Annotated in this window: 10 protein-coding genes; all 10 read right to left on the reverse strand. The window is 39.1% G+C overall.

Going from position 1 to position 12687, the window contains the following annotated elements; translation table 11 throughout:
- Window positions 1-86 precede the first annotated feature (86 nt).
- The 10 genes from mtaB to AQF98_RS11380 all read right to left on the reverse strand — a co-directional run bounded on the left by mtaB (window position 87) and on the right by AQF98_RS11380 (window position 12684).
- Entirely contained in the window at window positions 87-1406 is a 1320-nt protein-coding gene (gene mtaB, locus AQF98_RS11330; RefSeq protein WP_055132043.1) for a tRNA (N(6)-L-threonylcarbamoyladenosine(37)-C(2))-methylthiotransferase MtaB, read from the reverse strand.
- Window positions 1407-1874: 468 nt separating this feature from the next.
- Window positions 1875-2447 (reverse strand): UbiX family flavin prenyltransferase, encoded by a 573-nt coding sequence (locus AQF98_RS11335; RefSeq protein ID WP_055132044.1) that lies wholly within the window; start codon window positions 2445-2447, stop codon window positions 1875-1877.
- 214 nt (window positions 2448-2661) lie between these two features.
- The gene (locus tag AQF98_RS11345; RefSeq protein WP_055132121.1) at window positions 2662-4287 is read right to left on the reverse strand and encodes an NADP-dependent glyceraldehyde-3-phosphate dehydrogenase; all 1626 of its coding nucleotides are present in this window, start codon (window positions 4285-4287) and stop codon (window positions 2662-2664) included.
- Between the two features lie 3 nt (window positions 4288-4290).
- Window positions 4291-5865, reverse strand: a complete 1575-nt coding sequence (locus tag AQF98_RS11350) for an MFS transporter (protein ID WP_082434993.1) — start codon at window positions 5863-5865, stop codon at window positions 4291-4293.
- A 38-nt stretch (window positions 5866-5903) separates the two neighbouring features.
- Window positions 5904-6569 carry a bifunctional 4-hydroxy-2-oxoglutarate aldolase/2-dehydro-3-deoxy-phosphogluconate aldolase gene (locus AQF98_RS11355; protein ID WP_055132046.1) on the reverse strand — a complete coding sequence of 222 codons (666 nt, stop codon included), beginning with the start codon at window positions 6567-6569 and terminating at the stop codon, window positions 5904-5906.
- Window positions 6562-7578, reverse strand: a complete 1017-nt coding sequence (locus AQF98_RS11360) for a sugar kinase (RefSeq protein WP_055132122.1) — start codon at window positions 7576-7578, stop codon at window positions 6562-6564. The genes AQF98_RS11355 and AQF98_RS11360 overlap by 8 nt, the downstream gene beginning before the upstream one ends.
- A 1-nt stretch (window position 7579) precedes the next feature.
- Complete coding sequence (uxaC, locus tag AQF98_RS11365; RefSeq protein WP_055132047.1) at window positions 7580-8980, reverse strand: glucuronate isomerase; 1401 nt, start codon at window positions 8978-8980, stop codon at window positions 7580-7582.
- Window positions 8981-9331: 351 nt separating this feature from the next.
- A complete protein-coding gene (locus tag AQF98_RS11370; protein ID WP_055132048.1) occupies window positions 9332-10147 on the reverse strand; it encodes an SDR family oxidoreductase in 816 nt (271 codons plus the stop codon).
- Window positions 10147-10977 (reverse strand): 5-dehydro-4-deoxy-D-glucuronate isomerase, encoded by an 831-nt coding sequence (gene kduI, locus AQF98_RS11375; RefSeq protein ID WP_055132049.1) that lies wholly within the window; start codon window positions 10975-10977, stop codon window positions 10147-10149. Before kduI ends, AQF98_RS11370 begins: the two co-directional genes overlap by 1 nt.
- 63 nt (window positions 10978-11040) lie before the next feature.
- Complete coding sequence (locus tag AQF98_RS11380; RefSeq protein ID WP_055132050.1) at window positions 11041-12684, reverse strand: UxaA family hydrolase; 1644 nt, start codon at window positions 12682-12684, stop codon at window positions 11041-11043.
- Between the last annotated feature and the right edge of the window lie 3 nt (window positions 12685-12687).

A 12687-nucleotide genomic window follows, 5' to 3' on the forward strand; every position in this document is an offset into this window, starting at 1 on the left:
GATAATAAAGAGTTTTCAGTTTTCAGTTCTGAGTTTTCAGTTGATGATATTAACTGTCAACCTTCAATTGCTAATTGGGAACTGATTTAATGTGTGTAAACTGTTTCTAGTTCGGCTACTTCAACCTCACCATCTGCTAACAGCTCAACCAATTTGACATTTTTAAGCTCGTTGACCATAATTGGGTCGTATTTGGCCTTTACTTTTACATAGTTTTTGGTAAAACCATGCATGTATCCATTTTTCTGATCGTCTTCAAAAAGTACCTGAGCATGAGAACCAATTTGCGATTGATAAAAGGCTCTTCTTTTTTTATCGGAAAGGATATGCAACATTTTATTCCGGTCAAATCGTGTGCTACCTGCTACTTTGCCCTTCATTTCGGCAGCTTCAGTCTGTTCACGCTCTGAATAGGTAAACACGTGTAAATAAGAGATATCCAATTCATTTAAGAATTGATAGGTATCTAAAAAGTCGTCGTGTGTTTCGCCCGGAAAACCAACAATTACATCTACCCCAATACAGCAATTTGGCATTACTGCTTTAATTTTGGCTACACGCTCGGTATAGAGTTCGCGTTGGTAGCGTCTTTTCATCAAGCCTAAAATCTTGTTAGATCCAGACTGTAATGGAATATGAAAATGAGGTACAAATCTTTTGGATGTTGCGACAAACTCAATGATTTCATTGCTCAGTAAATTTGGCTCAATTGAAGAAATCCGAATTCTTTCAATCCCTTCTACTTCATCTAAAGCTTTAACCAGGTCAAAGAATTTATTTTCTCTTTTTCCTTCACGAATACCAAAATCGCCAAGGTTTACCCCGGTTAGCACAATTTCTTTTACTCCACTTGCAGCAATTTGGGTAGCTCGGTTCACCACATTTTCAATGGTATCGCTCCTACTTCCACCGCGTGCCAATGGAATGGTACAATAGGTACATGGGTAATCGCAACCATCCTGAACTTTCAAAAAAGTACGGGTTCTATCGCCAATAGAATAGGCTGCAATAAAATTATGGTTTACTTTTTCAATGTTTTGCTGGTGTACAATCGCCTTTGGATTTTTGGTCAGATCTGAAATAAATTCAACAATCCTAAATTTCTCTGCAGCACCTAAAACCATATCAACTCCTTCAATTTCAGCAATTTCTGTTGGTTTTAACTGTGCATAACATCCTACAATGGTAATGTAAGCGTTCGGCGAATATTTCAAGGCTTCTTTGACAACTTTCCTGCATTTTTTATCTGCATGGTCTGTAACGGAGCACGTATTGATCACATATACATCTGCAGCATCGGTAAATTCAACTACAGCATAACCTGCATCGGTAAACAAACGACCAATACTTGAGGTTTCTGAAAAGTTTAGCTTACAGCCAAGTGTATAAAATGCAACTTTTTTCATGGAGGATGCAAAGATAAGAATTTGAGACGAGTATTAAGACAGGAGATTTGCAGTGAGTTAGAAACCTTACAAGAATATTAGAATAGGTGGAGGGAATGGGTAATAGGAAATAGAGAATAGCTTGGAGGAAATAGGGAATGGTAAATGGACGATGGAAAAGGTAAAATGGAACTAGAGTTAAAGGTTGAAAGTGTAAAGTTAAAAGTTGTACGTTTTAAGTTATAAGTTGATTTATTCACAAAATGTGATGTTTGTTAAATGTGTTCACAAAATTGGTATGCTTTGCTAAATCTTTATACTTGGTACTAACTACTTTCTGCTTAGTACTTTTTACTAATGAACTATTGAACAGGTTAGCATGATGTCTTTATACTTTTTACTTGGTACTTTATACTAATGACCAATGAACTAATAAGTCTTAGTACTTTATACTTGGTACTTTTTACTAATGAACCAATGCCCAATGAGCTAATCATTCTCATTCCAGCGGTAGCTGTCTTGTTCTAAGCCTGCTAGGTCTATTGCTCTGTTGACTACGGTTTGGGCTACTTCTTCGATGGTTTTGGGTAAACTGTAAAATGATGGGTTGGCTGGGCAAATGATTCCTCCGGCTTCTGCAACGGTTTTAAGGTTATTGATATGGATCAGGCTAAATGGGGTATCTCGTACTACGGCAATTAATTTTCTTCGTTCTTTTAAAATGACATCGGCTGCCCGAGAAATGAGGTCGTTAGAAATGCCATGGGCGATACGGCCTAAAGTTCCCATTGAGCAAGGAATGATGATCATGGTATCAAACTTGGCCGAACCTGAGGCGAAAGGGGCATTGAAATCCATTTTATGGTAAAAGGTAAATGGATAATTGTCATATTCTTCGTTGCCCAACTCATATCGCCATACTTCTTTGGCATTATCAGACATCACTACTCCTACTTTCTCAATCTGATCGGAGAGTTTTACTAAATTATCTAATAAGAGTTTGGCGTAAATAGAACCACTGGCTCCGGTAATTGCAACGATGATTTTTTTCTTGTTTCCCATGATATGGTACAAAGATACGAAGCTTAAAACAAAAAAGGGCCAGAAACAAGTTTCTGACCCTACATCTACCTATGAAAAACATACCCCCGAAAGGGTAAGCTCAAATGTAACTAAAATTGTAAAAAAAAGAAAGTTTAAACACTCTTTTTTTTTATATAGTGTAAATGTGACACAACGAAAATCAAAATGTGGCTTAAAATGCACTTCAGACGATTTAAAATAAATATTTGGTACTTAAAAAATTTGAACTATTGCTATCAATAATCTCATTTAGTAAGTGTTTGTTGTTTTCATTGAGTTTTGTAGCCACCAAAGAGCGGATCGAAAATGAACGTAAAGCATCAACTACAGATAAAGTTCCTTCGGCACTGTCTTTTCTTCCGGTAAATGGAAACACATCTGGTCCTCTTTGACATTGACAATTGATGTTTACACGACTAACCTGATTGACCAAAGGATCGATCAAAGCTGCTACTTCTTGATCGTCGTTACTAAAGATACTTACCTGTTGGCCGTGCGTAGATTCGATCAGATATTCAATCGTTTCTTCTAAATTATCAAATGGTACCACTGGCACCACCGGACCAAATTGCTCTTCGGTGTATAACTTCATTTCGGCATTTACAGGATAAACAATTGCTGGAAACACAAAGGATTCGTTAGTAGCTCCTCCATTTTCGTTAATGATTTTAGCACCTTTTGCCACAGCATCGTCTAAACACTCTTTTAAATAAGCAGGTTTATGCTGTTCTGGAAGCGGAGTTAAGGAAACGCCATCTACCCAAGGCATTCCAAATTTCAGTTTAGCTACTGCTTCATCCAGCTGTTTCAAAAATTCGTCAGCTAAACTACGGTGTACAAAAATAATCTTTAAAGCCGTGCATCGTTGTCCGTTAAAAGAAAGCGAACCTAAAACAGTTTCTTGTACCGCCAATTTCAAATCGGCATGTGCCGTAATAATGGCTGCATTTTTAGCATCTAATCCTAAAATAGCACGTAAACGGTTTACTTTAGGGTGCATCTTTTTCAATTCGTTGGCCACTTTGCTAGAACCGATTAAAGTGAGCACATTGATTTTGCCCGACTCCATTAAACCTGGAATGATCTTATTGCCACGGCCATAAATGGTATTGACTACTCCTTTTGGAAAACAGTTTTTAAAGGCCTGCAACAAAGGATAGAACAATAAAGTACCATGTTTTGGTGGTTTAAATAATATGGTATTGCCCATAATCAGGGCTGGGATTAAGGTGGTAAAAGTTTCATTTAATGGATAATTGAAGGGACCCATGCACAAAACTACCCCTAATGGCGAACGACGGATTTGTGCTACAATGCCCTGCTCTATGGTAAAACCTGAAGATTGTCTATCCAGATCTTTCAGTGCATCGATAGTGGCTTGAATATATTCGATGGTGCGGTCAAACTCTTTGGTCGAATCGGCAAATGTTTTACCAATTTCCCACATAATGAGCTTCACCACTTCCTCTTTTTTCTCTATAATTTCTCTGGTAAACTTCTCTACACTTTCAATTCTTTGAGCCACACTCATGGTTGGCCATTCTCCCCTCCCATTGTCATAAGCCTTAACGGCAGCATCTAAAGCAGCATTTGCTTCTTCTTTATCGCACAGCGGATAAGTACCAATTACCTTACGTGCTAAACCATTGGCAGTTTGGATACAGATTGGTGATAAAACCGTATGCACATCTCCACTCCAGGCCAACATCTCGCCATTGGATAGATATTCTCTTTGATTAACCTCTGCTGCCAATTTAAAAGCGGCAGGAATCTGCTCTTCGCTAGGGAAAAGCCCATTTAATTGTTCTTGAAAGCTCATCATTTATAGGTCGGTAATCTTTTTATATTTAGGAACCAATAACTTCATTACAGCCCATGCGATTAAATAGGCAACCGCACAAAATGCAAACATAATGGTGTAAGCAACTGTCATATTCGATTGCACCAAAGGCTTTTGAACTTCTAAAAGCTGGGTAAATAGATTTGCATCAATGGCTTTCAGTTTATCTGCCACTTCTACTGGTAATTTACTTAAGGCCATTACATTTAGGTTTACTTTATCGCCATATTTACTGGCCAAATCCATTGAAGTGATTTGACTAATGAAACTACTATTGCCCAATTCATTAAATTTGGTAAACGATTCTGCAATGCCTTTATGTGCATAGCTATCGAAAATCCAGCCCCCAATTTTGGTTACCAAAACACCACCCATACCACCAGCCATACCACCAATACCTACTACAGAACCAATGGCTCTTTTCGGGAACATATCTGATACGGTTGTAAAGATATTTGCCGACCAAGCTTGATGCGCAGAAGCACCAATGCCAATTAATACTACTGGAATCCAGAAAGAATAATGGCCTAAAGGCTGTGCCAATAAAACGATTAATGGAAAAAGGGCTATTAAGAACATAGCTTTCATTCTGCCATCGTAAACGGCGTAACCTTTATCTGCAAAATATTTAGGCAACCAGCCTCCGCCAATGCTACCAATCATGGTCATGCTATACAACACCGATAATGGCAACATGATATCTGAACCGGTCATGGCATATTGATCTTTCAAATAACCAGGTAACCAGAACAAGAAAAACCACCACACACCATCAGTCATGAATTTACCAAAAGTAAATGCCCAAGTTTGTCTGTAACTTAACAATTTAAACCACGATACCTTATCTACGTTGGCTTTATCAGCTACTTCATCTTCGTCGCTATTGATATAGGCCAACTCGCCTGCCGACAATCTTTTTTGTTTTTCTGGAGATTCGTAAAATATCAACCAAAAGAACAACCATAAAAAGCCTATTGCCCCAACAAGCTCAAATGCTCTTTCCCATCCCCAGTGGGTAGCAATCCAAGGCACAGTAATCGGCGCTAAAATTGCACCTACATTGGCTCCAGAATTAAAGATACCGGTAGCAAATGAACGTTCTTTTTTGGGATGATATTCTGCTGTAGCTTTAATGGCTGCTGGAAAATTTCCTGATTCACCTATGGCCAAAACCGCTCTAGAGAACATAAAGCCCAATATGGAAACTGGAATGGCTGCAATACCAAAAGAAGTTAAGATAGAAGCAATACCTGTACCGATGGTAATGGAATACGCATGAATAATTGCGCCGATAGACCAAACGATAATGGCAATGCCGTAGCCCCATTTTGTACCTAACTTATCTACAAACCTGCCTGCAAAAAGCATGGCAATGGCATAGGTAAATTGAAATACGGCAGCAATATCAGCGTAATCGCTATTAGACCAGCCAAACTGCTCTTCTAGTGTGGGTTTCAGTAAACTCAGCACCTGTCTGTCGAGGTAGTTTACCGTAGTTGCAAAAAACAGAAGGGCACAAATGGTCCATCTGTAATTGCCGATTTTAGCTTGGTTCATAATTTTAAGTTTATATGTTGGTTGGTTTGTATTGGTAGTTAAGGTTTTACTTTATTGATAATTTCGAATGTTTTCGTGGTTAGTAAAAACAAGGTATCGTAATCTTTATTTTCTAAAATTTGTTTGCTGATTAGCTTGCTGCCCATACCAACTGCACAAACGCCTGCTTTAAACCAGGTATCGATATTGGTTTCGTCTATTTCTACGCCACCAGTTGGCACAAATAATTGCCCTTGGAAAAGTTCTTTAATAGACGACAGGTAACTTGGTCCTAGAATATTTGCTGGGAACAATTTGATAATTCCTGCCTCATTTTGGTGTGCCAGATTGATTTCTGTTGGGGTCATACATCCCGGAATCCACAACAGATCTGCATCATGTACCAATTTTCCTACTTCGAGATCTACCACTGGGCAAACGATAAAATCGGCACCCGCAGCTAAAAATGCTTTGGCCTCTGTAGTGTTCTTAATGGTACCAATACCCAAAAACAGGTCTTGCATCTCGGTTTTTTGCACTGCTTTAATGAATTTGAAATTTTCAAGCGCCGCTTTGCCCCTATTGGTATATTCGAAAACACGAACCCCAGCACGGTACAAGGTACGCACCACATCTAAACTTACTTGTGCATCGTCTGTATAAAAAAGAGGCAAAAGACCTTGGGTTTTGATCGCTGCTATAGCGGTTTCCTTATTTTTAATCATGGTCTGCTAATGTTTGTTTTATGGCTGCAACTGTTGCTGTGGTACAATCGCTTGGGATAAATAATTTATTAAATGCTGCTGCTGTAGCAAAATTCAAGGTATCTAGTAATTGGTTTTGTTGATACAGACCATAGATCAGGCCCGCCATAAAACAATCGCCACTCCCTACTTTGTCTAAAATTTGTCCTGCATTGAATTCTTTTGATACCAATAATTCATGATCGGTATAAAGTGTGGTGTAGTATTTGATGCCTTGTTGCTGGTCGAAACGAAATGTATTTGCAACCCATTTGCATTTAGGATATTGTTCAACAATTGCAGCAGAGGTTGTTTTGGCTTGTTCGAGATAAGTCGTTTGATCATCAAGCTTTTCTATATTTTCGGCAACAGGAATGCCTAACATTTTTTCGGCTGCCCAAATATTCCCCATTACCAAATCGGCATATTGCACCAATTGCGGGATCACCTCTATGGGTTGTTTGCCATACTGCCACAACTTTGCTCTATAATTTAGATCGATAGAAATGGTAATGCCCTTTGCGCTTGCTGCTTTAACTGCAGCTAAACAAACATCGGCAGCGGCTTGATTTAACGCTGGACAAATGGCACTGAAATGAAACCAACTGATTCCATCTAATACTTTGTCCCAATCGATATTTTCTGGTTGCAGGCTGGCAAAGGCCGAATTTGCACGATCATAAATCACACCTGCATTTTTCAAGTCTTTTCCTTTTGGCAAATAATATAAGCCAATGCGGTCGCCGCCATGATAGATCCTAGAAGTATCAATCTGACAGCCATCTAGGTAACCGATCAACTGTTCTGCCATGAAATTTTCTGGCAAGGCAGTAAAGTAGGCCGAAGGAATGCCCCATAATGCCAGTGCTGTTGCCACATTTAACTCGGCACCACCTACATAAAACGGCAATTTATTTTCCTTTAGCCATGCTCCATCTCCATCTGGACAGATCCGCAATAAAAGCTCACCAAAATTTAAGACTTTACCCATATTAAAAATTGAAATAGGTTTTGGCATTGTTGTAGCAAATGTCTTGGATTACTTTTCCCAGCCATTCTTTATCATTAGGAAGTTCTCCATTTTCTACATCCGTTCCAAATAAATCACATAAAATGCGTCTAAAATATTCGTGACGTGGAAATGAAAGGAAACTTCTAGAATCGGTTAACATCCCTACAAAGCGGCTCAACAAGCCCATGTTAGACAAGGTGTTTAACTGTTTGATCATGCCATCTTTTTGGTCTAAAAACCACCAGGCAGAACCCCATTGTACTTTACCGGCAACGGTACCATCGTTGTAATTACCAATCATGGTGGCCATTAGCTCATTATCTGCAGGATTGAGGTTATATAAAATCGTTTTTGCAAGGGTATTGCCAGAATCTAATTTATTTAAAAACTTGGCCAATTGTTTGCCTTGTACAAAATCTCCAATAGAATCGAAACCAGTATCTGGACCTAAAGAAGACAATAAGCGGTTATTGTTGTTGCGTAAAGCCCCTAAATGGAATTGTTGCACCCAACCTTTTTCATGGTCCCAAAGTGCAAAATTGAACAACATTGCCGATTTGAACTTCAAGTTCTCTGCTAAAGTAAGGCTTGCATTTGCTCTGATTTTCAGGAAGATATTTTTCACTTCTTCTATGGTATAATCTTCGGCATAGATTTGTTCTAAACCATGATCAGAAACTGAAGCGCCGTTTTTGGCAAAATAATCGTGACGAGATTTCAATGCACTCAAATAAGCATCGTAGGTTGAAATAGCGATCCCAATTAAATTAGACAGCTTATCGATGTATTGGTTTAAACCAGCGATATCATCTGCATTCATTGCTTTATCTGGTCTAAATGCTGGTAAAACCCGAAGATCGGTTCCACTGTTTTTGATCTGCTGATGATATTCCAAATTATCTAATGGATCATCAGTAGTACACAATGTTTTCACATTCATTTTGCGCAACAGCCCCTGTACACTGTATTCCTTTGTCTGTAATTTGGCATTACATTCATCGTATATTTTTTTGGCATTGGCCCCCGATAAAACCTCGTGGATATCAAAATAACGTTGCAACTCGAGGTGGGTCCAATGGTAAAGTGGATTTCTTAAAGTATATGGCACTGTCTCTGCCCATTTCTCAAACTTTTCAAAATCAGATGCACCACCTGTGATGTAATATTCGTCTACTCCGTTGGCACGCATGGCTCTCCATTTATAGTGATCGCCATATAACCAAACCTGAGTAATGTTCTCGAAATTTTTATCTTCAGCAATCTGCTCAGGCATCAAGTGATTATGGTAATCGATGATGGGCATCTGTTTTGCAAATTCATGATACAGCGTTTGTGCTGTTTTGGTCTGCAATAAAAAGTTTTCGTCTAAAAAGTTTTTCACGTATTCTTATTTTTTTATGTCTGTTATTGGGGAATAGGGAATAGTAAATTGGGAATAGATTTGATGTTGATGCAAATTGTCTACTTCCTTTCTAGTATATGATTAGGAAATTGGGAATTGTAAATGGGCAATAGATTGGATGTTGATGCAAATTGTCTATTTCCTTTCTAGATGATTAGGAAATAGAGAATAGGAAATGGGCAATAGACTAGATGCTGATGCAAATTGTCTATTTACTATTCTCTATTATTTTCTATTCCCTATTTTCCATTTCCTATTTCCTTCTAGCTATTCCCTACTATCTATTTCCCATTCCCTACTACCTATTCTCTATTTCCTATTCCCTACTATCTAAACCCCACTAAAAATCGAAAATCCACCATCTACACAGATCATGGCTCCGGTTACAAATTGCGAAGCATCACTCAATAGCCAAACCAAGGCACCTTTCAATTCGCCTGGATCGCCAAAACGTTTAAAAGGAGTCTGTTTAATTACCGATTGTCCACGAGGTGTAAAACCACCATCAGGTGTAGTTAATAAATTTCTGTTCTGTTCGGTTAAAAAGAAACCAGGTGCTAGGGCATTCATCCTGATTTGATCTCCATAGCGGTTGGCCAACTCTACAGCGAACCATTGTGTATAACAATCTACCGCAGCTTTGCCCATATTGTATCCCAATACTTTGGTTACTGCTTTTTTAGAGTTCATCGACGAAATGTTAACGATGCTTCCTTTTCCGGTTTCGGCAATTGCAGCACCGAAAACTTGGGTTGGAATTAGTGTTCCCCATAAATTGAGATCCAACACTTTTTTCATGCCATCCATTTTCATTTCGAAAATGCTTTCTTCAGGTTGTAAAACTCCATCTGGCATATTGCCACCAGCTGCGTTTACCAAACCATCAATTTTACCAAATGCAGCCAATATTTTTGTTCTGGCAGCAATTAGTTGTGCTTCATCCATGGCATCGGCAATTAAGGCAATAGCCCTACCCCCATTTTTGTTAATGGCATCAGCACGTTCGTTAGCGATTTCGGCATTTCTGCCCAAAATACCTACAGCCCCACCTGCTTCTACAATTGCATTGATAAACGAGTTGCCCAAAATACCTGTGCCACCAGTTACTACAATTACTTTATCTTTTAAAGAGAATGATTGTTCCATTATTTAAGTTCTTTTACGCCAAAGGTGTCCATATCTGCATAATCCAGGTTTTCGCCAGCCATGCCCCAAATAAAACTGTAATTCTTGGTACCACTACCTGCATGGATGCTCCATGTTGGCGATAAAACTGCCTCATGATTGGCTACAATAATGTGACGGGTTTCTTGTGGTTCGCCCATGTAATGGAAAACACGATGTTCTTCATCAACATCAAAGTAGAAATAGACTTCCATTCTACGATCGTGGGTATGTGGTGGAATGGTATTCCATACACTTCCGGTAGAAAGAATGGTCAATCCCATTACCAATTGACAGCTCTGGATCCCATCTTTGTGAATATATCTTACAATTTTACGTTCGTTTGCTGTTTCTAAACTTCCCAATTGAGCAGAAAAAGCATCAGCATGTTGCAAATGAGTAGTTGGATAAGTGTGGTGCGCTGGTGCAGACAATGCATAGAAGATAGCAGGTTCATCAGCATTTTTACTACTGAACTTTACTTCTTTTACACCTTTACCCATATACAGGCAGTCCATTTTTGCCAGCTCGTATGTGGTACCATCGGCCTCGATAGTGCCAGCACCACCTACGTTAATTACGCCCATCTCCCTTCTTTCTAAAAAGAAATCGGCACGTAAAATATCATAAGTACCTAAAGTTACCACTTCGGTTGTTGGGGTAATTAACCCTGTAACCATTCTGTCGTAATGGGCGTAAACGAAATTGGCTTTATTTTTTTCTTTTAAACCATCCAATAAAAATCGCTCTCTGATTTTATCTGTCTGATAGGTTTTAAAGTCTTCTGAATGTACAGCTTGTATTATTTTCATTGGTCTGTGTTTTTATTTTTTATTTCAGTCCTGCGTATACCGTATTAAAGTTTTCAGGTCTGTTTATAAAGATACTCCTCTTTTCCATGGAATAAAATCGTCTTGGTTGAGCAAAACAGATTTAGGAATTACTTCGCCACTGGCTGCTTTGATACAATATTCCAATATATCTTCTCCCATTTCTTCGATGGTTTTTTCTCCTTCAATTACAGGTCCGGTATTGATATCGATGATATCGCCCATGCGTTTGGTTAATGCATTATTGGTGGCCACTTTAATTACAGGGCATACCGGATTGCCTGTAGGTGTCCCCAAACCCGTTGTAAACAAAATTAAGGTAGCACCACTCGCTGCTTTACCTGTGGTTGCTTCTACATCGTTACCGGGGGTACACACCAAGTTCAAACCACTTTTTATGGCAGGTTCTGTATACTCTAGTACATCTTCAATTGGCGATGTACCACCTTTTTTAGCTGCACCATTGCTTTTAATCGCATCGGTAATCAATCCATCTTTGATGTTACCGGGCGAAGGGTTCATGTGAAAACCAGAGCCTGCATTTTCTGCAGCCTGGCTGTAGGCACTCATGAGTTGAATGAACTTTTTTGCAGCTGCCTCATCCTTGGTGCGGTCTATCATGTTCTGCTCTGCACCACACAATTCTGGAAACTCTGCCAACAATACCGTTGCACCTAAAGCCACCAATAGGTCTGAACAATAACCCACTGCTGGGTTTGCAGAAATTCCGCTGAAACCATCGCTCCCTCCGCATTTTACGCCTACATTCATTTGGCTCAATGGTGCAGGTTTACGTTCTATTTTATTGGCTGCTACCAAACCTTCGAAGGTTTTTTTAATGGCTTCGGCAATCATATTTTCTTCGCTTTGCGATTGCTGTTGCTCAAAAATGTAAAGGGGTTTATCAAAGTTTGGATTTCTTTCTTTCAAATCGTTCATGAAATCCTGTACCTGTAAATTCTGACAGCCCAAGCTCAACATGGTTACACCAGCCACATTTGGATGATCGGCATAAGCAGCCAAAAGCTTACTTAAAACTGCTGCATCCTGTCTAATGCCTCCACATCCACCTTGATGGTTCAAAAACTTGATTCCATCTATATTTTTAAATGGACGTTCATTCCTAATTCCTTCAAAAGAAACGGGTGCTGTTAAAGTTGAAATATCGACCCCATTTTTAAAGGCTTCAACCAGTTCATGCGTATAAGCTTTGTATTTTGCCGTTACCGCGTAACCCAACTCATTGTGCAAGGCTTCACGAATTACATCCAGATTTCTGTTTTCGCAAAACACAGTTGGAATAAACAACCAATAGTTTGCAGTGCCCACTTTGCCATCTGCACGGTGGTAACCGTTAAAAGTACGACCCACATATTTTGATACATCTGGTGCTTGCCACTGGTAATGGTAAGGACGGAATTGGTATGGCGCTGCTGCATGTTTGAGGTTATCGGTGGTCATTCGTGTACCTGCCTTTAATGCATATTGCACTTTACCTACCAAAGTTCCATACATCAACACTTCATCACCAACATTCATGTCTGTGGTATAAAATTTATGTTTTGCCTGAATGTCATCTACCACCACATAGTCATTCCCTTGATAGTGTACGGTTTCTCCAGCTTTTAAATCAGCTAGTGCTACCAATACATTATCGTTAGGATGAACCTTTAAAACTTTCTGTTTCATTCT

This window comes from Pedobacter sp. Hv1, from assembly GCF_001412215.1.
Classification (GTDB): Bacteria; Bacteroidota; Bacteroidia; order Sphingobacteriales; family Sphingobacteriaceae; genus Pedobacter.